Source organism: Mesorhizobium sp. M1217 (assembly GCF_040318275.1).
GTDB lineage: Bacteria > Pseudomonadota > Alphaproteobacteria > Rhizobiales > Rhizobiaceae > Mesorhizobium.
Window position 1 is genome coordinate 1 of record NZ_JAMYMA010000027.1, and the last position, 20,292, is coordinate 20,292.

At 59.8% G+C, this 20,292-nt stretch carries 24 protein-coding genes, 1 tRNA gene and 1 pseudogene; 10 read left to right on the plus strand and 16 right to left on the minus strand.

The window, feature by feature from the left end:
• Positions 1-266: 266 nt before the first annotated feature.
• A tRNA-Gln gene (locus NKH37_RS30950) sits at positions 267-340 on the plus strand.
• Positions 341-580: 240 nt separating this feature from the next.
• Here NKH37_RS30950 and NKH37_RS30955 read toward each other — a convergent pair.
• Complete coding sequence (locus tag NKH37_RS30955; protein ID WP_353042188.1) at positions 581-958, minus strand: hypothetical protein; 378 nt, start codon at positions 956-958, stop codon at positions 581-583.
• Entirely contained in the window at positions 958-1,617 is a 660-nt protein-coding gene (locus NKH37_RS30960) for a hypothetical protein (protein WP_353042190.1), read from the minus strand. Before NKH37_RS30960 ends, NKH37_RS30955 begins: the two co-directional genes overlap by 1 nt.
• A 94-nt stretch (positions 1,618-1,711) precedes the next feature.
• On the opposite strand from NKH37_RS30960, the gene NKH37_RS30965 reads away from it, so the two are divergent.
• The 3 genes from NKH37_RS30965 to NKH37_RS30975 are packed head-to-tail and all read left to right on the plus strand — an operon-like array spanning position 1,712 to position 2,887.
• Positions 1,712-1,948, plus strand: coding sequence for a helix-turn-helix domain-containing protein (locus tag NKH37_RS30965; RefSeq protein WP_353042192.1), 237 nt, complete (start codon positions 1,712-1,714; stop codon positions 1,946-1,948).
• Positions 1,945-2,457 (plus strand): hypothetical protein, encoded by a 513-nt coding sequence (locus tag NKH37_RS30970; protein WP_353042194.1) that lies wholly within the window; start codon positions 1,945-1,947, stop codon positions 2,455-2,457. Before NKH37_RS30965 ends, NKH37_RS30970 begins: the two co-directional genes overlap by 4 nt.
• A 55-nt stretch (positions 2,458-2,512) precedes the next feature.
• Positions 2,513-2,887 carry a hypothetical protein gene (locus NKH37_RS30975; protein WP_353042196.1) on the plus strand — a complete coding sequence of 125 codons (375 nt, stop codon included), beginning with the start codon at positions 2,513-2,515 and terminating at the stop codon, positions 2,885-2,887.
• Positions 2,888-2,939: 52 nt separating this feature from the next.
• Here the strand turns inward: NKH37_RS30975 and NKH37_RS30980 are convergent, their stop codons facing one another.
• The 10 genes from NKH37_RS30980 to NKH37_RS31025 form a co-directional block, all read right to left on the minus strand.
• The gene (locus NKH37_RS30980; protein ID WP_353042198.1) at positions 2,940-3,932 is read right to left on the minus strand and encodes a hypothetical protein; all 993 of its coding nucleotides are present in this window, start codon (positions 3,930-3,932) and stop codon (positions 2,940-2,942) included.
• 161 nt (positions 3,933-4,093) lie between these two features.
• On the minus strand, positions 4,094-4,489 hold the full coding sequence (locus NKH37_RS30985) for a hypothetical protein (RefSeq protein WP_353042200.1): 396 nt from the start codon (positions 4,487-4,489) through the stop codon (positions 4,094-4,096).
• 26 nt (positions 4,490-4,515) lie between these two features.
• Positions 4,516-5,076 carry a hypothetical protein gene (locus NKH37_RS30990; RefSeq protein WP_353042202.1) on the minus strand — a complete coding sequence of 187 codons (561 nt, stop codon included), beginning with the start codon at positions 5,074-5,076 and terminating at the stop codon, positions 4,516-4,518.
• Positions 5,073-5,477 carry a hypothetical protein gene (locus tag NKH37_RS30995; RefSeq protein WP_353042204.1) on the minus strand — a complete coding sequence of 135 codons (405 nt, stop codon included), beginning with the start codon at positions 5,475-5,477 and terminating at the stop codon, positions 5,073-5,075. Before NKH37_RS30995 ends, NKH37_RS30990 begins: the two co-directional genes overlap by 4 nt.
• A 186-nt stretch (positions 5,478-5,663) precedes the next feature.
• Positions 5,664-6,050 carry a hypothetical protein gene (locus NKH37_RS31000; protein WP_353042206.1) on the minus strand — a complete coding sequence of 129 codons (387 nt, stop codon included), beginning with the start codon at positions 6,048-6,050 and terminating at the stop codon, positions 5,664-5,666.
• Between the two features lie 376 nt (positions 6,051-6,426).
• Complete coding sequence (locus tag NKH37_RS31005) at positions 6,427-6,561, minus strand: hypothetical protein (protein ID WP_353042208.1); 135 nt, start codon at positions 6,559-6,561, stop codon at positions 6,427-6,429.
• 83 nt (positions 6,562-6,644) lie between these two features.
• Complete coding sequence (locus NKH37_RS31010) at positions 6,645-8,429, minus strand: phage tail tape measure protein (protein WP_353042210.1); 1,785 nt, start codon at positions 8,427-8,429, stop codon at positions 6,645-6,647.
• A 799-nt stretch (positions 8,430-9,228) separates the two neighbouring features.
• Positions 9,229-10,815, minus strand: coding sequence for a DNA primase family protein (locus NKH37_RS31015; protein WP_353042212.1), 1,587 nt, complete (start codon positions 10,813-10,815; stop codon positions 9,229-9,231).
• A gap of 24 nt (positions 10,816-10,839) precedes the next feature.
• A complete protein-coding gene (locus NKH37_RS31020; protein ID WP_353042214.1) occupies positions 10,840-11,151 on the minus strand; it encodes a hypothetical protein in 312 nt (103 codons plus the stop codon).
• A 21-nt stretch (positions 11,152-11,172) separates the two neighbouring features.
• A complete protein-coding gene (locus NKH37_RS31025) occupies positions 11,173-11,367 on the minus strand; it encodes a helix-turn-helix domain-containing protein (RefSeq protein ID WP_352777752.1) in 195 nt (64 codons plus the stop codon).
• Positions 11,368-11,556: 189 nt separating this feature from the next.
• Between NKH37_RS31025 and NKH37_RS31030 the strand changes: the two genes are divergently transcribed.
• The 3 genes from NKH37_RS31030 (at position 11,557) to NKH37_RS31040 (ending at position 13,849) form a co-directional block, all read left to right on the plus strand.
• Complete coding sequence (locus tag NKH37_RS31030) at positions 11,557-12,168, plus strand: hypothetical protein (RefSeq protein WP_353042217.1); 612 nt, start codon at positions 11,557-11,559, stop codon at positions 12,166-12,168.
• Entirely contained in the window at positions 12,168-13,307 is a 1,140-nt protein-coding gene (locus NKH37_RS31035; RefSeq protein WP_353042219.1) for a tyrosine-type recombinase/integrase, read from the plus strand. The genes NKH37_RS31030 and NKH37_RS31035 overlap by 1 nt, the downstream gene beginning before the upstream one ends.
• 320 nt (positions 13,308-13,627) lie before the next feature.
• Complete coding sequence (locus NKH37_RS31040; protein ID WP_353005567.1) at positions 13,628-13,849, plus strand: hypothetical protein; 222 nt, start codon at positions 13,628-13,630, stop codon at positions 13,847-13,849.
• Between the two features lie 165 nt (positions 13,850-14,014).
• Here NKH37_RS31040 and NKH37_RS31045 read toward each other — a convergent pair.
• The 4 genes and pseudogenes from NKH37_RS31045 to NKH37_RS31060 form a co-directional block, all read right to left on the minus strand.
• Positions 14,015-14,260 (minus strand): annotated as a pseudogene (locus tag NKH37_RS31045) (DUF2971 domain-containing protein); the annotation flags it as partial.
• 610 nt (positions 14,261-14,870) lie between these two features.
• Positions 14,871-15,491: a hypothetical protein gene (locus NKH37_RS31050; RefSeq protein WP_353005544.1), complete on the minus strand. Its 621-nt coding sequence runs from the start codon at positions 15,489-15,491 to the stop codon at positions 14,871-14,873.
• 383 nt (positions 15,492-15,874) lie between these two features.
• Entirely contained in the window at positions 15,875-16,570 is a 696-nt protein-coding gene (locus tag NKH37_RS31055; protein ID WP_353005545.1) for an acyl-homoserine-lactone synthase, read from the minus strand.
• Positions 16,571-16,656: 86 nt separating this feature from the next.
• Complete coding sequence (locus NKH37_RS31060; RefSeq protein ID WP_352938641.1) at positions 16,657-17,379, minus strand: LuxR family transcriptional regulator; 723 nt, start codon at positions 17,377-17,379, stop codon at positions 16,657-16,659.
• Between the two features lie 152 nt (positions 17,380-17,531).
• Between NKH37_RS31060 and NKH37_RS31065 the strand changes: the two genes are divergently transcribed.
• Genes NKH37_RS31065 through NKH37_RS31075 form a run of 3 tightly spaced genes read left to right on the plus strand, consistent with a single transcriptional unit; the run spans position 17,532 to position 20,268 of the window.
• Positions 17,532-18,179, plus strand: coding sequence for a cysteine hydrolase family protein (locus NKH37_RS31065; RefSeq protein WP_353005547.1), 648 nt, complete (start codon positions 17,532-17,534; stop codon positions 18,177-18,179).
• Positions 18,176-19,495, plus strand: coding sequence for a type I glutamate--ammonia ligase (locus NKH37_RS31070; protein ID WP_353005548.1), 1,320 nt, complete (start codon positions 18,176-18,178; stop codon positions 19,493-19,495). Before NKH37_RS31065 ends, NKH37_RS31070 begins: the two co-directional genes overlap by 4 nt.
• Entirely contained in the window at positions 19,495-20,268 is a 774-nt protein-coding gene (locus tag NKH37_RS31075) for an N-formylglutamate amidohydrolase (protein WP_353005549.1), read from the plus strand. The genes NKH37_RS31070 and NKH37_RS31075 overlap by 1 nt, the downstream gene beginning before the upstream one ends.
• The last annotated feature ends 24 nt before the right edge of the window (positions 20,269-20,292 follow it).

Below are 20,292 nucleotides of genomic sequence, written 5' to 3' on the forward strand. Positions count from 1 at the left end.
TCCCACCCCGTCAGTCCCCCCCCTTGACCGGGGGGGTTTCGGGTCGCCCCCCCCCCGCGCCCCCCCCCCCCCCCCCCCCACAACGGGGAGAGGGTAAGGGTGAGGGGCAGCGCAAACGGCGGCAGGAGTGACGACAGGGCAAATCTGAAGCAACCGCGCCGATTGAAATGCCTACGGCAGGGTTGACTATTTTCCGGCGGCGGCTACAAGGCACGCGCGGCGACATCGCCGCCCTGCCCGCGCGGTTTTTCAACTGCCGCGCCTGCTGGGGAATAGGTTAACGGTAGACCCACGGACTCTGACTCCGTTAGTCCTGGTTCGAATCCAGGTTCCCCAGCCAACGATTTTCTCTTAAGAAACAACAGCTTACAAGCCCAACACCTCTCTAAAACCGTGTTGCAGGCCGTTTCCGGTGTATTCCGGTCCAAGTCCTTATTTTCCAAGGCTTTCCGGTCTGGTCCCGTTAAGTCTATGCAACACCGTTGCAACACGGATCGAGCGGTTTGTGCCACTAATGTTCCGGCAAAAAAATGGCGAGCATTTCTGCCCGCCCACCCTTCGCCCTAGCCTTTATCCCAATTCAGCCGGCGCCGTCGGCCATCGCCTTGATATCGTCGACCAAGCTTCGGAGTATGGTGATTTCCAGATCCTCGTCGTCACAGTAGTCGCGCTCGCGAACTCGCACCTTAGCGGCGAGGCCCTCGATAGTTTTGGCCCGCGTCTTCATGACCTTATCGAGCGCGCGGCTGAAAGCTGCGGCCCTATTCTCCTCCTTCTTTTCCGCCTTCGCGATGCGCGACATGAGACGCGACCTGAGCGACCTGAGGCGCTCTTCGAGCTCCTCCTCGAGCTTCGCCGTTCGATCCGTCGCCGCGTTCCATCGATCGCTCGCGGCGTTGAATTTAGCCTCGAGCCGGAGGAGCCTGGCGTCTGGGCTGCGCGTGGCGGCTTTTCCCATCACGCCCCACCTGCCAGGCGCCTGATATCGGCGGCGATCGAAATCAAGGCCTCGCTCTTGGCGTCAATTTTGTCGGCCGCCCGGAGCTTGACGATGATCCCCTGCAACGTGTTGGCCGGCGTTGCCAAAATGCGGTCGCCGACCTTGTAAAACTCGGCCGAGCGCGCGCGGTAGGCGGCTTCTGCGGCATCAACGCCGGCCTCGCGATTTATCTCGTCCACCCTGTCGAGGAAGGCATCCTGCAGGGCCCTTTGCGCGGCCCGCTGCTCATCACGAGACCTGTGGAAATCACGCAAAGGCGCCGGCTGTTTCTCCGGAATTGCAAGGTCCCGAACAAGCATGGATGCAACCATTTCGTGGACGTCGTCCGGCATGCGCGGTTCCGCCCATGCGGCAGGCTGCGGCGGATAGAGCTTGTCGGCGATCTTGCCGGCCCGGCAGCAGGCCTTGTTCGCCAACTTCATCTGGGTCTCGGCTTCCGCCATTTCCTGATCAAGCCAGAACAGGTCAATGTCAGGATGCTCGGCGGCAGGCGCGGCCGGAATAGCCGATACCAAGACAGCGGCGGCGGCTGACGATGCTGCCAGGCTATGAAGGACCTGGCGGCGGTTGATTGACGGCAAGCCTTCGGTGGCTGCCGCAACGAGTGCGTTCGGCATTGCATTTGCTCCTAGGTTCGCATTGTGCGATAACCCATTTCATGTAATGTTACCGGTTTAAAGTCAACTCATTTTATGTAAGGTTTCCAAAAACATGTCACTTACCCCGGCGCAATGCCGCGCGGCGAGAGGTCTAGTAGACTGGTCGCAAGCGCAGCTCGCGGATGCGGCGAAGGTCGCCACTAAAACCCTTGCGGATTTCGAGCGTGGGAAACGCACCCCCTACGATCGCACGTTGGAGGATGTCAGAGCAGCCCTCGAGGTGGCTGGCGTGATCTTCGTCGACGAGAACGGCGAAGGCCCAGGTGTGAGATTGAGGAAAGCGCGATGACTAATTGGCCGCAATGGGCCCAAATTCTTCAGGCGCTGCTAACTCCAGTGATCGCTTTGGCAGTAGGGTTCATTGCGTATCGGCAATGGCGCACCGCTCACAGCCGATTGGTACTCGACCTTTTTGAAAAGCGCCTCGCTGTCTACGAACAGACGAGGAAGGCAGTATCATTCGTCAATACCCATGGAAGGACGAGCCGCGAGGCCGAATTTGATCTCCTCGGAGCCATGAATTCTGCGGAGTTCCTATTCGGCCAAGACGTTCGCGACTATCTCGATAAGATGTGGGAACGGTTCGTCAGGCTGGGCGCGGCGTCCGCGATGATTGAAGGGACAGAAGGCGAGGAGCGGAGAAGGCAGATAGAGCTGAAATCGCGTTTTTCGATGGAGATCACCCAGTTCTACTATGAGGGATCGGACATTTTCTCCCCCTATATGAGAATGGAACACCGGCTTAGAAAAGCGGTGAAAAGCCCTAGGCAGAGGCCGGGCGCGGCAAAGGGACAATGATTAGACTCGAATCAAGCACAGTGCTTTTATGCAGCCCGCTTGGCAGGAGAGAATCATGGTAGACCTCGATCTTCAGCGTTTTTTGACGGGCTTAGAAAAGCGCGTGTCAAACCTAGAATCAGATATTCGACGGGCCGATTTGCCAGTGATGAAGAGCCAAACTGAGACGCTGGCGAAGTTCCTTCATCCGGCATCAACGAACATGTCGAACATTCGCGAGATGTTTCTACTCGAAGTGGTTCGGGCGAAAGGATTGCTTGACGGCATCGATCTCGAATCGATCGAGGCGAAGGTCCGCGCCAAGTACGCCGAGAAAGACATCCCCTGGGGAGCCAAGCAAACGACCGCTGTCCGAAACGTGAAGCGGGCTCTGCATGAAATAGCGGGTGACTACCATTGGAAAGAGGACGAGGATACTCCGGCTACCTGAAGGTTAGCCGAACCTCTCCGATTACCCCCGGTCCAACCTTTAAATTCCGCGTTCACCCGTCTGCCCAATACTTAAGGCGGGCGTAGACCTCGATTGAGCCGAAGCCGAAGGCGAGGCCGAGGCCGTTAGTAGCGCCTGCCGTGGTCCTATATTCCAGCCGGTAGGCTTTGCCTGCCTCAACCGGGCCGCCGCCGATTGCGATGCAGCCAGTATTGGGGGAACTGTTGCCCACGCCGCCGATGCCTGTCGCGACTTCGACGCCATTGGTCACATTGAACAGGCGCGCCTGCAACGGGATCGCATAGGCAGCGACCTGCCATTCGACCTGGCCATCGGCCGCCGGCGTGAAGACATTGCTGGCCAGCGCCATCAGATTGTAGGGGTCGCGCACCTTGGTGTTGAGGATGTGCGTCACCCAGGCGCCATTGCCGGGCGCCGAAGAGCCGCCGCTGACGCCGGAAGCCTTCTGGTCCTCGAGGATGGCATCGGGCAGGCCGTTGCCGCCCCCATATTCCGGCGCGGTCGCGGCGGCATTCATGCGCAGCGTGCGCCGGGCCGCGCCCTTGGGCAGGCGCGCCAGTACCTTCGGCGCCGTCGCATAGAGCACGTCGCCCGCCAACAGGCCAGCCGGCGCCGGCAGGAACAGCCTTTGCCCGGTGCCGTCGCCGATGACCAGGATGTTGTCGTCGGTATCCCAGCGCGCGTCGCCTTCGGCGGTCGGCAGCGGGTTTGAGCCTTGCCGTAGGATGCTGCTGAGAGAAGCGCCGCTGGCCCTGAAAAAGCCGAGCATGCGCCAGTTGCCGGAGCCGAGCGACTGCATCCATGCGGTATCACCGGCCTCGGTCGCAAGATTAGCGCCGCCGATCAGGATCATGCTGGTGGCGTTATGGGTCAGCGTCAGTGCTGCGGCAAAGGTCAGGCGGCGGATGGCGCCGGATGGCGCCGAGCCGAAGGACGAGATCGCGTCGGCACCGGTGATGCGGACATTGATCCCGGTGGCATCACCGAGATCGGTGGTGGCCGCACTTGCGATGTCGGTCGACATGGCCGACAGATTGTCGGCGGGGAGGAGCTATGTCATCGACATAAAGCCGATGACGGCAGCAGGACGACTTTACCCTTGCCATGACGAAAGGGGGCGACCATCCTGATTTCCCCCCGCTGAAGGTCCGCGAGAGAGGGTGAAAAAAATCGAAGGCTGTCGCTCTACTTCTCGTCAAAATTCGCATTCAGGCGGTCGGAGACAGCTTTCCAAGGCTTACCGGCGACCGCGCCTGGGGAAGCCCCATCGCGATCGACAGAGCTGTTGCCGGCGGACAGCGGCGAGGAATCCATTTCAAAGTTTGCGTTCAGGCCATCGGCGACTAATTTCCACGGTTTAACGGCAGTCGCGCTCCGAGACGTTCCGGCGCGCGCAAGACTGCCATGATCATCTCGGGAGCCGCCCTTAAGCGCAGTCTCGAATGCCAAATTGTTGTCGGCGCGCCGGAAAGCGGCCATTATCCGGGCACCATCGGGCGAACTCAGAGCTTCGTGGTGGACTGCGCTCTCGTCTTGCGCCGTCATTGCTTCTCGCACCGCGGCTAACATGCTTTTTGCCATTGTTACTACTTCCTCCGGCTTTGGTGTCAGTCAGTCTCGCTGTCGGGATTATCCGCTATGCCGAGTTCCCCATCCGGGGCGAGGATGATTGCCGGGTTGGCATCAGGGCGACGAGGTAGGTCCGTGCCCAGTGCTCGTTCCACTTCACGGCAAGCCACTTCCTCAGCGACTTCGGACGAAAGTATATCGGCATCAATTTGAGCCAGGCGCGCCGAACGCACTTCCGGCGTCAGCCCGTCTCTGGGCATCGTGGCGAGCATAGCCGCCTTCAGGCGCGGCGGGTCCAGCGCTGCGAGCACTGCAAAAGGGTTACTCTCGATCGACCGTTTCAGATCGCCGGCAACACTCAGGTGCACTGGATTGCCGCGCACCAAGATCGGGAAATGTAGGGGCTCGGCCTTTATTGCTGCTTCAATCTGCCGGTCAATTTGCCTTTCGATCGTGGCAATATCGTCCGGCGCTGTCTCGACGCGTTTGCGCTCCGCCTGGAGATCCTCTAGCCGATCGCGGATCGCATCCAGATCGGAACGAGCAGTGCGACTGGCGCGCTGGAGCAGCGCAAGTGCATTTTTTATGGCACCCTTCATTTGGATTCTCCAATCCGGAATTGTACCGGTTGACCTGGTAGTCCCCTGCCCATCAGGGGCCTGGATGGATGACGTGTCGCATATTCCTGGCACCGCTCAGCGATTGAGCCGAGGTGTATCCACTTCTCCGTCAAAATATCTTTCCTGACCTTAAGTCGTTGAATTTCGGTCTCCAAATCGGCGACCTCTTTTTGTTGATTTTTTGCGAGATCGTCATGCGAATCCATGTGCCTTCGGGGATCTCCGAACCTCTCACCTGCCGAAATCTTGGCCAGAACTTTTTGCAACTTTGATCGAGCTTCCATCTCGTCCCTGCTTGCTGCAATACAGGCCGCATTGGCGCCTTCCGCAGCTGCAATGCTTGCAGCCAGCCTTTCCGGATCAACTGAAAATTTCTGCATCGGAACCTTTTCCTTTTTGTGGGGACGAGGCCTCCCCGATGTTTTTGAGAATTCCACAAAACAAAAACGACAGGGGAGGCCTCTATTCTCATCCGCGGCCCGTCAAAACGCGATGAGAATGCCAGCGCACTGTGCGCCGGATGAAACGAGCCGGCAGCAAGTTTGCAGAAAGTTGCAGTAGCGGGATCAGTTGAGATCGAGTTCATAGTCGAGATCTTCGGCGATGGTTCGCCATGCGATCGGTCGGACACCGGCACGCGTAAGCCGCGCGAAATAGTCCGACTTGCTGCCCGGTATTTGGCTGTCGTGAGCAGCAACGGACCGCCATTCCGTCGCGATCAACCGAGCGGCAGCAGTAAAGGCCAAACCGGGATAAAAACTTGCGCGGATACGCCGTAAGACTGCCTTGCGGAGGATCAAGCGATCTGAAGCGGGCGGCGTGATCAGTTCGGCCAGGGTCAGCATCAGCCTCGTCGCTTCACTCAGGTCGAGCGGCGCGCCGGTTTCGATCACGTCACTGAAGCGGCGGAAGCTTGCCGCAGCCTCGAAAGAACCCTTGAGCGGCGCGCCCATCGCTCAATCCTCACCAGCGCCGCCGGCGCACGGCTCAAGCGCCGCGCCCAACGCATAAATAACCGCACCATCCAATTCACCGGCAACGCCGTTCTGCGCCCTGATGGCAGCTATGCCGGCCGCGCTGAGCGCGCCTATGGCCAGGTCAAGAGATTCCCCGCATCGATTGCAAGTCGAGCGCCATTCGCCCTTCTCACCGCGCCAGGCGCCCATTGCATGGCCGCGTGCCGTGGCTCGCCGCGTAGCAGCGGCTTGTGCCGTGGCGAGGCTCAACGCCGGCAGCAAGGGTGTGGCGCGAGCGTGAAACGACGGGACTGTTTCACGGGAAGAGCACTGAAACGACGGTGAGGCGCGGCCGGCCAATGAGATAGTCTTCTTACGCATCGATCCCCGCACCTCCGTTCGCTACGTGAGCGGCGATTTCCTGCCACAGGTCGGCGATGCGATTGCTTGCTTCGGCGATCATCAGCCGGCGAAACAGCCGGTCATCCCGGTCGTCGATCTCGGCCATGGCGCAAGCGATCCTGACCAGCTCTGTGTGCTCATCGCCGAGATGCTTAAACCGCTGAGATAGAAATTCGCCGTCGATACCCACTAACGCGGCCCCATCATGCGGCCGGCGTCAGACCGGCCGGTGTTTGCCCTGACGGACGGCTGAGAGATCGGCACCGGCCGCACATTCGCGTTGAACGCGGCAGCGGCGTCAACGCCGAGCTGCTTGCCAACACCCGCCAACATCGAAGCGAATGTACTGCCGCCTTCTCTGGCGGCCTCATTGATCGACCGCGCGGAATCGGTGATCGACCGGCCGCCGTCGTCGAAGGCTCCCTTGAGATCCGCGGCAGCAGCCGCTGTGGCCCGGTCCATCGCGCTGAAATCGATTTCGTTGCCAAAATAGCCGGCGGCCGGCTTCTCGACCTGAACGCTGTTGCGAACGGCGGCGGCGTGCCCGCGACCGTAGAGCCGGTATTGCTCGGCCCTGCTTGGAGCCACCGGGCGCGCGGTCGGTACCGGAATGCGTCCCGGCTGGTCTTGGCGCCTTGACGGCAGTTCCGGGCTGGCGCTCATCGGCCCCTTAGCGGCGATCAGCCCTTCTGGCGACCGCCATCCGCCCTTGAATGCGGTCAGCCCCTGGTCCTGGTTGTCAAAGCCGTTGCGCAGCCACCACATGCGCTTTTCCCAGAAGCCCATGCCTTGCTTGTCGAGCTCGGCATTGATGAACTGCGCCTTGTTCATGTTGGAGCTGACGAAATCCATTGCGGCTGTCGCCGGCGGTGCCACGACACCGCCGATGGCTCTGCTCATCCGTTCCCATGAAGCGGCCATTCGATCGATCTTCGACTTGTTCCCGTCGAGGATCACACCGAGATCGCGCATCGTCGAACCGTCGACATTTTCGAGCGCCTTCTGGTAACCCTCCATGGCGTCGCGGCCTTGCAGCAGGGCGCGCATGCCTTGCATGAACTGGGCATCGGTGAACAGCTGCGGGATCTTCGACAGGTCGCCCTTGAGCGCCCGCTCGGTCAGTTCGATAAAAACGTCGAGCAGGTCGCGGCCTTCCTTGCGCGCCTTGGCCATTTCCTTGCGCAGGTCGACGCCGAACTTCGAAAAGCTCTTCGCCGTCTCGTTCGATTCCATCTTCTGCAGCACGTTCTGCAAATTGGTCGCGGCCGAGCTGGCATCACCGGTTTGCAGGCGCACCGTCTGCAGCATCGAAGCCAGCTTGCCCAAGCCCTTCTCGCCCTCGTAGCCGAGCGCGGCCATGGCCGGCGCCAGCGACGGCAGGTATTGGGCCATGTCCTTCAGTTCGAATTTTCCCTGCTTGCCCGACGTCACCAGGATGTCGAAGGCCCGCTGCATGTTGTCGCCGGTAAACTTGAACGAGCTGCCGATCGCATCCGCCGTAGTGGCGATGTCGGCAATATCGGCGCCGGCGGCCTGCGCCGTGGCAGAGACAGCCGGCAGGAAGGAAAGCGCATCGTCGAGGCTGCGGCCGGAAGCGACAAGCGCTTCGAGGCCGTCCGTGATGCCGTCCTGCGTCATCGAATAATCGAGCGCGGCGCGGTCGACCGTTCGGAACATCTCACCAAGCTTGTCCTTTCCGGCATCGGCGTTGACAGCGATCCTAGTCAGCCGACGTTCGGCATCGGCGAAGTTGGTCACCATCTGGCCGGCGCCGCGCACCAGACCATAGGCAACAAGCCCGCGCACGGCGTTCGCGGCAAGCATGCTGTTGCGCGCCATGACACCTTGCGTCTTGTTGAATGCTTGCGCCTTCTGGTTGACCTGGTTGAGCTTGCTCGACAACTGGCCGAAGGCGCCCATCGGGCCGAGCTTCGCCGACAGGCGCAGTATCGCCTCGATCGTGTTGTTAGCCATTACGGTTCTCCTTTAGGTTGCGTGATGCGTGCGGCACGCGTGCACACACATTCATGCGTGTACCGCTTTCCGACGCGCCTACTAGAAAAATCCCGGGCTCCCCCGGGCCCGTACAGTCAGAGGCGCCCGATACGGTCCCTATGCCGGGGGGTGGGGTGACCCGATCGCGGATCGCGGGCGGGAAATATCGCATCAACTCACGAACCTTCTTGGCTCGAACACCAAGGCAGGACGCCAGATCATCTACGCTCCATCCGCGTTCTGACACCAATAGACGGACAGCCTCAGCCTGTAAGGCGAGACGCAGCCGGATGATCCGCGTAGGATCCTTCGCGAAGTCAGGCTCCTCCAACCAGAGGCTCTGTCTCAGCCTCCTCGTGCCGATGACCCGGCCGGACACTGACCGCTCAAATCGATCACTCATCGTCCTGTCTCCGTGCTGCGCGCCCCGCCCGATTGTGTCGCGTTATTGCCGACAGAATCCCGCCGTTGTGGCCACCGCGCATCCGGTTTGCAGAAAAATGCAACGCGGAACGGCGCCGCCCGGGCCATCCTTCCGTGCGGAAGGATGCTAAACACCCTTCGTTCCAGAGCTAAGCTCTTGTAAACGAATAGATCGGAAGGTTTTGGAAGGATTGGAAGGTTATTTCTCGTGCATGTATGCACGCCTGCGCACCCACATATGTGTATATAGACGTCCCTTCCAAGCTTCCAAAAGCTTCCGACCCCTTGTGTTCCAAGGGTCTGAAGGCGGAAGGATCGTTTTCGCAAGCTTCCAATCGGAAGGATAAGAGGCCTTCTACTCATCGTCGTCTGCCCCCTGCGAGGGGTGCGGGGAGGCCGACGAGAAGTCCGCTTCGTGGAGGCGAAGACGGATATCAATCCACCACATTCCGTCAGACCTCATGGACTGATAGCCTCGCTCCTTCATTGCATTGCCAAGGCCTTTCGGGCTCCACTCACGCTCACCGGAAGCCTTTGCCCATGCGACGAACACCCTGTGGAACGTGGAGGATTGCTCCCGGGCTCCAACCTCTCCGACGACGGCTTCGGCGAGGAAGCGGCCGAGCGGATCGGAATCTGCGCGATATTTCGCGGTCGCGTCCGTGACGGGCTCCGGCAGTTTCAGGCCGTCCTCGAGATAGCTCCGCAGCCCGTCCAACGCACGATTGAGAATGCCACTCGCCTCGGCCGCGAGCTTGGCTGGCAGGTCCCCATCGGGCTTGTCCACTGTCACCAGCCAAGGTACGAGCACGACCCGGCGCCAGATGCCCTCGTCGGTGCCGCTGATCTGCGGCCGATAGTTCCCTTGCATGGTAAGCTTGAAGGCCGGCCGAAAGCGAAAATAGTCCTTGTTGAGATGCCTCGCCTGAATCGGCTCGCCACCGGTCACCAGTTTGATGAAAGATTCGCCCAGCTTGGCGTTCTTCTCGGGCTCCGAAGTGCGTAACATCCGGACGCTCTGGAGAATTGCTACATCAGGTGTTGCAGCTCCCGCATTGCGCCCTTTGCCCTGGTCGAGAAACGTCTCGATTGGCGATATTTCGCCATAGTCACCGGCGACATGGCCCCACACATCGACAAGGGTCGATTTGCCGTTCTTGCCCTTGCCGTAGAAGAATACGAGTTTCTGCTCGGATGTGTCGCCAGTAAGACTGTACCCAAACCAGCGATGCAGAAAGGCCCGCATCTGTGGATCATGCTGCACCTGGTCGAGAAACCGATCGTAGATCGGACAGCTGGCGTGCGGGTCATAGAACACGGGGGAGCGCTTGGTGATGCGATCATGCGGATCGTGCGGACGAAAGACGATAGGATCCTCGTCGCCGGCGTCCCGCCTGACGACCAGCGTGCCATTGGCCACGTTGATTTTCCACGGGTCAGAATCCAGATCGTCCGTCGCGACGGCCAGGTAAGGCGCGCCATGCTTGGGAATAGCGCTCATCTTCGGCGAGGCTTCAGACGCCCTGCCCCAGCCGGCCAGCCTGTCGGACCGTCGGATAACTCTGCCGTCGCGTTTGGTCTCGACGACATGATCCTCGTCGCTTTCACGCAGCACCTTCGCTTCGACCTGTATGAGGCGGACGGTCCTGTGGACGGCCAGGCTGACGGCGTTGTCGGCATCCTCCCGCCGCCATCGCGTGCCGTCCCAATCAAGCCAGCCGAGAGCCGAATTGTGCAGGAACTTTTGCTTGAACCGCCGTGCGAAGCGCTCGGCATTGCCAAGGTCGGTTTGAGGCAGCTGCGCCAGGTCGAAGTCATCGGCAGGTGCATCCTCGACAGGCAGGAACGACTTCTCATGGCCTTGTACGTCCAGTGGCGTCCTGGATACCACCGCGGCTTGGCGGGCCGCCTCCTCAAGCATGGCGGCAACTTCGGCCGGCATCGTCTTTCCCCGCCTCGCCACGCTTCAGAGCCCGATCTCGATTTTCGCTAGGTCCAGGACCGACGTCAGTTCGGTGTCGAGCTCTTCGATGGCTTCTGTGATTGCTTCTCGGGTTTCGTTGTCTTCAACAGCACCAAGGGCGTCTCTCAGCGTCTCGACGGCTCTGTCAATTTGTCTGCCGAGATCCTGCAGCGCATCGTCCACAACGCTTCGGAAATCATCGATCGACGCCGCGGGATGGCCGGCATCACCACGATTTCGGTGCCGATGACTTCTTGGGTTTCCAGGAGGCGAGAAACCAAAAAGGTCTGCCTGGCATTCGAGATATGGCTGCATAACGACGCTTTCCGGCGAGGATCAGGCAGTCTCTCGGCTTAGCATCCGGTTTAGCGCGTCTTTCGGAACCCGAATTCGGGTGCCGATTCGAACCGTAGGAATCTCGCCCTTGGCGGCCGCTGCGTATGCGGCACTTTTGGACAGCCCGAGCTTCAGCCCAGCCTCGCGGATCGTGAGGACGAGCGCATCAGGATGCGTGGTGATCGGCTTATGCATGGCAATCTCCTTGCGTTGCGATTTGTCCTGATTTGTACGCGAATACGATTGACCGCGGAAGAATTATCGACCACAAACGTAGTACGAGTTTTTGGAGGGCAGATTTTGGGAAAACGTGGACCTAGAGCAAGCGGCGCGCAGGTGCTGTCAGTCCGTTTGGACCCCGCAATTCGCGAGGAACTTGACCGATTGGCCCTTCAAGCCGGAAAGCCAATTTCGAAGATAATCAACGGGCGTCTAGATCAGAGCCTTTCCGAAGAGCGCGAGATCGACCGACGGTTCGGTAGTCAGAAAAACTACCGCATGTTGCAGCTCGTCAGCTTTGCGATCGAACGGGCGGAACAGGCAACGGGCAGCTCGTGGCTAGACGACGCAAGCACATTTGACCAAGCATTGGAGAACATCCAGCAATTCTTAGAGCGGGCGCGGCCTCCATCAAACAACGATGGACCAAGGAATATGTCTGCGCAGTATGCGACCGCCAGAAAAGTGGCTGCCGACCTGTGGCTATCAGTTCATGAGGCATCAGCCCCCCTGGATCGGCTACGCCATATTCGAAACGATCTGGAAGATATTTTTCCGCGAGCCGACGTGCACCGCGCCGAATTCGAAGAGAGGCTGCGCCTTCGCTACCGTGAATTGATGGCCCAACTTGACAGACCTCCCCTCGGTTCGGACGAGCAAGCTTGGATGGAATTTGGCAAAGCTCAAGGCGCGCTATTTGCACAAGCTGAGAGAGAAATCGCGACAGCGATGATCGCAGAGGGCAAGCACTTTTTTGATGAAAAGGAACCACTCTGATGGCTAAGGTTCGTAAGCGCATCCTTCCCTCCGGCGAGATCCGCTGGCTGGCCGATTACGTCGACGGCTCAGGCGAACGACGGTCTAAACAGTTCGAAAAGCGCAAGGATGCGGATGCCTATCTCGTCCGCGTCAGAAGAGATCTGCAGCTCGGCCTCCACGTAGCCGACAGCGCGTCGATCACGGTGCGCGAAGCCGCTAAGGACTGGCTTTCCAAATGCGCCGATGCCGGCCTCGAGCGATCGACCCGCGACGCCTATCGCCAACACGTCGACCTTCACATCGTGCCGCTGATCGGCGCCAAGAAGTTGTCGCAAATGACCACGCCGTCTGTTCACGCCTTTGCCGACGAGTTGAAGCTCACGCGTTCGGCCGCAATGGTGAAGCGCATCGTGCGATCGCTCGGTGCCATCTTCGTCGAGGCACGCCGCCGCGGCCTGGTTAACACCAATCCGGTTGCCGACGCCAAGATCAAGGTCGGCGACCGCCGCAAATCGAAGCGGCCAGACATTCCCACCAAAGCAGAACTGCGCGCCATCCTCTCGGCCGCGCAAGGCAAGCACCGAGCGCTGATCGTGACCGCCCTCTTTAGCGGACTGCGCGCTTCCGAGCTGCGCGGGCTGCGATGGAATTGCGTGGACCTAAAAGGCGGCGTGCTGTCGGTCAAGGGCCGCGTCGACGCCTGGGGAGAATTCGGCCTACCAAAGACGTCGGCCGGCGAACGCGACGTTCCCTTGGCGCCTATGGCTGTCACCGCGCTCAAGCAACAAAGGCTGGCCATCGCGAACGGGCCGGACGGTCTCGTCTTCCCTTCCGATGAGGGGACGCCACTTGACCACAAGAACATTCTCAATCGCGTGTGGACACCTCTGCTGATCGCCGCCGGCCTGGTCAAGTTCCATCGCACGAAACGCGACGAGGACGGCAATCCGGTCCCGATCGGAAAGTACAATTTCCACGCTCTGCGTCACGCGGCTGCCAGCCTGTTCATTGAGCAAAAGCTCTCGCCGAAACGCGTCCAGGCGATCATGGGGCATAGCTCGATCACCGTCACATTCGACACCTACGGGCACCTTTTCGATGACGCCGACGCAGACCAGGTCGCGGTGGCGGAGATCGAAGCCCGGCTTATGCAGTAACCGGCCCGCTTGCAACACGTCTGCAACACGAGCCCGAATTACGCAGTAAAAACAGCGGCAAACTCTGCCTCTGACTCCGTTAGTCCTGGTTCGAATCCAGGTTCCCCAGCCATCGTCTCTTTTTTCATATTTTTTAGATACTTAGCGCACTTTAGAAAATGCTAAGTGTTACACTCAACCGGATGATCCACATGGCATTTGACCGTGGCAGGATGCCGGGAGCGTCGTTGTCTGCGGCCCGCCAAGCTTGTAGACCGCCGGATTGACGCCCCGGCGGCCGGTTATGGTGCGCTCTTAAGATAAGATTCGAGCAGTCCATAATGATCGAGTATTCTAAACGAATTGCTCATCGCGGCACGTTGTCTTACATCATCATCGATGTCACACCACGAGCAGCGGAGGACGCCCTTGGCAGTTGGTTCCTGGCATTCTTCGCAAAAATATTCGATCGCATGGATTTGGCCCTCGTCGAACCCGAAGGGATGTCCGCTTTGATCGACCATAAAGGGTATCGCCGAACTCCTGCCAATGCGAAGCTCTAAGTATCTACATTCGATATCTCTAGCTATCTCTTTAAGCTTTGCCTTAGTCTCGTCAGTCGCCCTTGCTCCGCAGATGATACTCGTAATCGCCTCGCGAGGAACATCTAAGAGCATAAGATCGCCGGCAGCTCGGGTATCTGACTTGTCGACAATCATTCTACGCTCTTGCTCATAGCTCCAACACAAGGTTTTCGTGAAGTAAGCCGAGGAGAATACTGCACTCATTAACCATATATTATATCGGAATTTCTTGATCTGATGAGCTCTCATGAGCAGATCAGACAGATCGTGATTCGGCGTATCCGAGTATTCGACGCTTCCAAAGCGCGCCTCAGGGAACAAATCTTTTAACTTTTTCTCCGAAAAATCGATTACAAAGCCACTATGATTCTGCGTATAGTGCGCCCACATGGGAACAACAATAGGCGATATTGAAAAACAGGTAGTAGGATGTTGTAAATTTTCTCCAATTAGATCCAAATAGAATGCAAGTTCTTCCGGATCACGATTGAAATCAATAGTTAAAAATAATTCGTATGGGTCATTGAACTCACTTGGCAGCGAGAATTTCAGTGTGGCCTTCTCCGCATCAGCGAAGACATTGTCTACGTTACTATGTGATACATATTTATATATATGGCTTCAGTTCTTCGCTCATTTTACTGCCTCAGTTTGTCGGCTGGATCGATATAGCGAGACGCGAGTCTCGTCTGCAATTTAATTCCGTGAGAAACAGGGCGCTACAATTTCCAACGCGTCGTCTGCGACCACTCGTCGTCACTTTTGAATTACGGTGACAGTGCACTTTTACCATGTCGCCCCCGGCCGCATGGGCACCTTGCCCGCGTTCCCGGTCTGCCGCATCCCCAGCAAGCCAAAGTGTTTTCACGTCCGAAGACTATGTGTTCCACAAGAACTGCTCATCGAGTATTGCCGCGTCGCCGATGTCGCGTTTTTCGATGCACCCGGGGGCCGAGAGCCCGGCCGCTAAAAGCCAGGCTCGTTCTTCCAGTTTCGTCCTTCAGGTCCAGTTGCCCCAGCGAGCGGAGGTTGGCGTCTCCACTCGTATGGTTGCGTTTGTGAAGTGGACCTCCATGCAAATCCTGTAGGTTTCCACAAACGCGCCGCTGGCCGCTGTGCCTCCGGAATAGTAAGCCGACAGCGCAGCAGCTACCGCGCCGGTAGCAAGACACTCATTCGAAGCATTGCGGATGCTCTCCAGCGTAATATCCGGATATTCTACAGATACCCGGAGATTCAATGTAACCTGCATAAATTGAAACTGAGTTTTCCAGCCAACGCAGGTTTTCCATGAACCGCCCCACGGCCAGTTGCCTTTTGCCCATTTTACGCAGACCGCTCGACTGTGCGGCAATGTTAGCGGGTCGGTCCAACTGCCAAGCCGGCGCTCGTAAACCAAATTGGTGGTTTTGACGTAGGCCGGAGGTGTCGAACTGAGGAACATACCTCCTTGGCCGAATTCTCCTGTCGTGTCCGGCGTGTCGGGCAAGGGCTTTCCGTTTGGATTTGCAGGATCCTTTATGACAAACTCGCCATCGGACTTGATCGCCGATCCCTCCGCCCAGGCCAAACTGCTGAGCAAAAGTAGCAAGGTCGGCGCAGCGAAAACTCGCAACAACATCTCTTCCTCCCAGAGTTCATTCTATTTCGCAGTCACCATCGACTGTGCAAACCACCCAAGCCCCCCACGGCGATGTCGGATTGTCCGGCTCACGTCCGCGGCGGTAACAAATGCTATCGCCGGTGGTCCCCGTTCCCGGCCAAGTCTTTTCCCAACCCCGGTCAACCCCGGTATCATACTTCAGATCATTCGCCCCGCAGTCGCTGTTATTTCCCTGTCGTATCTCAAGTCGTTCGAGGCGAACCCAGTTATCCATGAATGTTCTGATGTCAGCTTGAGCCGGCATAGCCACCAAAATAGCCGCCGTTGCAAGTAAATACCTCATTTGTTTCCTCCACTTAGCGTTCAGAATCCAATACTTGACTAGCGCTATTGTCCCTCTTTCAGGTGCGCTCTCCATATCTCTGGCCACTCAAGCGTCCGGTGAGCAACTCAGCGATATCGTAGGTTTTCTGGAGGAACGGCAATTGCGTCCCCCGCCGAACCAGCAACGAATGCTCGATCCCAAGTATCCTCCGAACACTCGCCAGCGCCGCCTCATTCACATCGATATACGCGACGATGTACCATTCGCCGTTTTCTTCCCTGGCCATCCCCATCGGCTCGGCCCGCCATTTGAGAGCGCCATGGTGCGGCATGAAGTAGGTTTCCTGGATGCCGCCGACGGCGCTGAGGCCCTCGTCGAGAGCGTATTCCATCACCGCGCAGCACAGCTGCGTCAGCGTGCCCCTCAGTCCAGCAGTGCGTTTGTCGGGAACGACGAATGTGCGGGTCCATTCGGCCCAATCGGGTCGCCTGGGCACACCCGATTTTTCGCACATGTGAGAAAAGACCTCCGAGACCATGTGCGGCTCGCTCGTTGGGATCAATCGAGCCGAGGTCACCACGCGACCGTCTTCAATACCAAGCAGGTAAGTCGCCGCGTCGGTATCGAATTGGTCTAGCTCGCGACCGTCCGGGCTCGGAGGGCGCCAATGTTTCTGGTGCACGAAGAAGTCGTGCCGGCGGCGCAGAAACTCGTCGAATTCGTTTTCATAGAGATGCTTGTTATGCGCATTGACTACGTGGGCCGTTATCATGGCGCGATCCCCCGATCGTTTCTCGCAGGGATATTTGCAGTCGCGCTAATATACGTCACCTGTCCGATGGGACAGTTGACGCGTTTTTAGGGATGGATCAGGCGCCGGCGCACTGCTTCGACGACCGCTTGCGTGGTCGTGGCGACGCCAAAAGCCTCGCGGGCTCTTGTCGAATGCCATTTGACCGTTCGCTCGGTCAGCCCGAGGATTTGGGATGTTTCCGACGAGGTCTTGCCGGCCGCAGCCCAGAGCAGCACCTCTTTTTCGCGGTCGGTCAGCACGCCTTCATCGTCGTCATTGTCATTCGACAACGCCTGGATCGACATGCCCGCGTATACCGCCATGGTCACCAGTTGCACCTGATGGCGCGGCGAGAGGGCGCAGCACTTCGCGGAAGACGCAAACGAAAGCACGGATTGCCAGTGATGAACGCTGAGCATCGGCACAGCGAAGCCGCTACAGATGCCGAACTCCGTCGCCTCGCCGGCGACGCGTCGTGAGCCCTCCGTATTCGACCACTTTGCCGGGACTTCCGACCAAAGGAACGGCTTCAGGGTCTTTGCCGAGTAAATGCAAACGCCGTCGACGGCGGCATGCTCGGCCTCGACATAGCGTTCGAACCAGCCGGCCGGCCAGCCATTCAGTTCAACCATGGGTGCAAGCTTCTGGCCACCGAGCGGCACCCCGCTCAGGATCAGGTGCTCGAAGCCGAGATTTCGCACGGTTTCGAGCAGGTCGCCCAGCAGCGGCCCGGTAGCTGTGTGTTTCCTGCAACGTTCGACAAAGTCGAACACGTCTGAATCGATCATGACAGAGACCCCCCGTCTCCACGCCCGAAAACAAAGCTTACCTTAAATTAGCGACTTCGAATATCCCAATAAGCGCGTCCGCCACGCAGGACGCCTGGACCAAAATCAGCTAAATCAGCCAGACTTTGATCAGCGAAGCAGGACCAGAAAGCATGACGCAAGCATTGCCGAAACGAAACGAGCCGTTCCGGGCCGGCGAAACCGCGCTGCTGCTAGTCGACATGCAGCGCGTCTGGCTGGAGCCCGGCGCCGATCCGGCCCATCCGGAGCGCGGCCCCGATCACTATTTCTACCGGCAGACGGCGTCGCAAACGATCCCCAACCAGGAGCGCCTGCTGGCGGCGGCGCGGGCCAACGGCGTCGAGGTGATCCACACCATCATCCAGAGCCTGACCCAAGACGGCCGCGACCGCTCGCTCGACCACAAGCTGACGCCGATCCATATCGCGCCGAGCCGGCCGGAGGGCCTGCCGGTGCCGTCGCTGGCGCCGGTCGGCGACGAGATCATGCTGCCGAAGACATCGTCGGGCGTCTTCAACTCAACCAACATCGACTATGTCCTGAAAAACCTCGGCGTGCGTTACCTGATCGTCGCCGGCATTATGACCGACCAGTGCGTCGACATGGCGGTGCGCGATGCCGCCGATCGCGGCTACCTCGTCACCTGCGTATCGGACGCTTGCGCCGCCGCCTCGCAGGAGCGCCATGATGGCGCGCTCGAGGCGTTCGGCGGCTATTGCTGGATCGCCGACACCGCCATCATTACTGCCCGTTTCGAAGCCTTGGGAAAAGCTACATGACATCGACCGTCGAACCGCTCGTTGCCGTCGTCACCACCGACCTTTCGGCGATCACGCGCGGCCGCTCCGTCGTCGAAAGCAAGCTGCAGAAGATCGCCGCGACCGGCGTCGGCTGGCTGCAGGCCAATCTGTCGCTGACGCCCTTCAATTCCATCGTCGACCCCAATCCCTGGGGCTCGTCCGGCGATGTGCGGCTCATTCCCGATCTCAACGCGCGGTTTCGCACGGCGCTGACCGGATCGCCGACACCGTTCGACATGGTCGCCGGCAACATCGTCGAACTGGACGGCAGCCCGTGGGTCGGCTGTACGCGGACCATGCTGAGCGATGCGCTGGCGGAGTTGAAGGCGGCGACCGGGCTTTCCGTCATCGCCGCGTTCGAGCATGAATTCCATATCGAGGGCGACTTTGGGCCGGCTCATTCGATGTCGTTGGCCGCATTGCGCCGCGCCGATCCGTTTGCCGCCAATCTGATGGCGGCGCTAGCGGAAGCCGGCGTCGCGCCCGAAGTGGTGATCGCCGAATTCGGCACCGACCAATTCGAGGTGACATGCGAGCCAGCCGATGCGGTCGCCGCGGCCGATCGCGCGGTCGCCATCCGTGAGATCACGCGCGAAGTCGCGCGATGTGCCGGCTGGCGGGCGAGCTTCGCGCCCAAGATCGCGCCGGATGCCGTCGGCAACGGCGTCCACATCCATTTCAGTTTCGTCGACGAGGCCGGCAAGCCGGCGACCTACGATCCGGCCCAGCCGGGCGGTCTTTCCAGCCGGACCGCTTCGTTCTGCGCCGGCGTGCTGCGCCACCTGCCCGCGATCACCGCCATGACGGCGGCGAGTGTGTCGTCCTACTACCGGCTGAAGCCGCATAGCTGGAGTTCGTCCTACACCTGGCTTGCCGATCGCGACCGCGAGGCGTCCTTACGCATCTGCCCGACGGTGACCATCGGCGGGCGCGATCCGGCGCGGCAGTACAACATCGAATACCGGGCAGCCGACGCCACCGGCAATCCCTATTTGTCGCTGGCGGCGATCGTGCGCGCCGGGCTGGAAGGGCTGAAGGCCAAGCTGCCGGCGCCGCCGCTGGTCACCGGCGACCCGACGCAGATGAGCGCCGCCGAACGCAAGAAGCTTGGCCTCGTACGGCTGCCGGAAACGCTGCCGGCGGCACTCGACGCGCTCGTTGCCGACAAGACGGTCACCGGATGGTTCGCGCCGGTGTTCGTCGAGACCTTTGTCGGCCTCAAGCGGCATGAGACCGGGCGCCTCGCCGGTCTCGATCCAGTGGCGGTCTGCGATCTCTACCGGACGCTCTATTGATGGCTGAGCCGCTTGCCAACGCCATCCAGCCTCAGGGTTGGCCACCCGCGGTCGAAGCGATAAACGAAACGGGGCGTTCCGATATCGTTCTGATATGCGAGCACGCGTCCAATCACATCCCGGCCGAGTATGCGCGGCTCGGTCTCGACAGCAGCCATTTGCAGCGCCATATCGCCTGGGACATCGGCGCCGCCGAAGTGACCCGCGCTCTGTCGAAGCTGCTCGATGCTCCGGCTTTCCTCAGCTCCTATTCGCGGCTTTTGATCGATCTCAACCGGCCGCTGGGTTCCAGCGGCAGCATTCCGGTGCTGTCGGAGGACACCGGCATTCCCGGCAATGTCGGCCTCGATCTGGGGGAACGAAGCCGGCGTGCCGAAATCATGTTCGCGCCGTTTCATGACCGCGTCGCCGCCCATCTCGACGGCCGGGCGAAGCAGGGCAGACCGACGCGGATCGCGACGATCCACTCCTTCACGCCGGTCTACCTCGGTGTTGGCAGGCCCTGGCACGCCGGTGTGCTTTACGACCGGGCAGTCGATTTCGGCCAGGCAGTGCTTGCCGGCCTGCGCGGCAGCGGGCTTAACGTCGCGGCAAACGAGCCCTATGTGATCAGCCGCGACGGCGACTACGCCATACCGGTCCATGGCGACGATCGCGGCATTCCCGCCGTCCTCATCGAGATCAGGCAGGATTTGCTGGCGGGCCGCTCCGGCATCGAGGAATGGGCGCACCGCCTGGCAGCAGCGTTGCCGGCACAGACAAAGGCGTTGTGACCGAGCTCGGCTGCTCGACCGCAA

What these genes read in the sequence shown, in the direction of transcription:
- NKH37_RS31070 (WP_353005548.1), top strand. Translation starts at nt 18,176, where the DNA reads ATGACATCGACCGTCGAACCGCTCGTTGCCGTCGTCACCACCGACCTT.
- NKH37_RS31000 (WP_353042206.1), bottom strand. Translation starts at nt 6,050, where the DNA reads ATGGGCGCGCCGCTCAAGGGTTCTTTCGAGGCTGCGGCAAGCTTCCGC.
- NKH37_RS31010 (WP_353042210.1), bottom strand. Translation starts at nt 8,429, where the DNA reads ATGGCTAACAACACGATCGAGGCGATACTGCGCCTGTCGGCGAAGCTC.
- NKH37_RS30960 (WP_353042190.1), bottom strand. Translation starts at nt 1,617, where the DNA reads ATGCCGAACGCACTCGTTGCGGCAGCCACCGAAGGCTTGCCGTCAATC.
- NKH37_RS31060 (WP_352938641.1), bottom strand. Translation starts at nt 17,379, where the DNA reads ATGATCGATTCAGACGTGTTCGACTTTGTCGAACGTTGCAGGAAACAC.
- NKH37_RS30975 (WP_353042196.1), top strand. Translation starts at nt 2,513, where the DNA reads ATGGTAGACCTCGATCTTCAGCGTTTTTTGACGGGCTTAGAAAAGCGC.
- NKH37_RS31075 (WP_353005549.1), top strand. Translation starts at nt 19,495, where the DNA reads ATGGCTGAGCCGCTTGCCAACGCCATCCAGCCTCAGGGTTGGCCACCC.
- NKH37_RS30985 (WP_353042200.1), bottom strand. Translation starts at nt 4,489, where the DNA reads ATGGCAAAAAGCATGTTAGCCGCGGTGCGAGAAGCAATGACGGCGCAA.
- NKH37_RS30980 (WP_353042198.1), bottom strand. Translation starts at nt 3,932, where the DNA reads ATGTCGACCGACATCGCAAGTGCGGCCACCACCGATCTCGGTGATGCC.
- NKH37_RS31035 (WP_353042219.1), top strand. Translation starts at nt 12,168, where the DNA reads ATGGCTAAGGTTCGTAAGCGCATCCTTCCCTCCGGCGAGATCCGCTGG.
- NKH37_RS30965 (WP_353042192.1), top strand. Translation starts at nt 1,712, where the DNA reads ATGTCACTTACCCCGGCGCAATGCCGCGCGGCGAGAGGTCTAGTAGAC.
- NKH37_RS31055 (WP_353005545.1), bottom strand. Translation starts at nt 16,570, where the DNA reads ATGATAACGGCCCACGTAGTCAATGCGCATAACAAGCATCTCTATGAA.
- NKH37_RS31050 (WP_353005544.1), bottom strand. Translation starts at nt 15,491, where the DNA reads ATGTTGTTGCGAGTTTTCGCTGCGCCGACCTTGCTACTTTTGCTCAGC.
- NKH37_RS30970 (WP_353042194.1), top strand. Translation starts at nt 1,945, where the DNA reads ATGACTAATTGGCCGCAATGGGCCCAAATTCTTCAGGCGCTGCTAACT.
- NKH37_RS30995 (WP_353042204.1), bottom strand. Translation starts at nt 5,477, where the DNA reads ATGCAGAAATTTTCAGTTGATCCGGAAAGGCTGGCTGCAAGCATTGCA.
- NKH37_RS31015 (WP_353042212.1), bottom strand. Translation starts at nt 10,815, where the DNA reads ATGCCGGCCGAAGTTGCCGCCATGCTTGAGGAGGCGGCCCGCCAAGCC.
- NKH37_RS30955 (WP_353042188.1), bottom strand. Translation starts at nt 958, where the DNA reads ATGGGAAAAGCCGCCACGCGCAGCCCAGACGCCAGGCTCCTCCGGCTC.
- NKH37_RS30990 (WP_353042202.1), bottom strand. Translation starts at nt 5,076, where the DNA reads ATGAAGGGTGCCATAAAAAATGCACTTGCGCTGCTCCAGCGCGCCAGT.
- NKH37_RS31025 (WP_352777752.1), bottom strand. Translation starts at nt 11,367, where the DNA reads ATGCATAAGCCGATCACCACGCATCCTGATGCGCTCGTCCTCACGATC.
- NKH37_RS31040 (WP_353005567.1), top strand. Translation starts at nt 13,628, where the DNA reads ATGATCGAGTATTCTAAACGAATTGCTCATCGCGGCACGTTGTCTTAC.
- NKH37_RS31005 (WP_353042208.1), bottom strand. Translation starts at nt 6,561, where the DNA reads ATGGCCGAGATCGACGACCGGGATGACCGGCTGTTTCGCCGGCTGATG.
- NKH37_RS31020 (WP_353042214.1), bottom strand. Translation starts at nt 11,151, where the DNA reads ATGCAGCCATATCTCGAATGCCAGGCAGACCTTTTTGGTTTCTCGCCT.
- NKH37_RS31065 (WP_353005547.1), top strand. Translation starts at nt 17,532, where the DNA reads ATGACGCAAGCATTGCCGAAACGAAACGAGCCGTTCCGGGCCGGCGAA.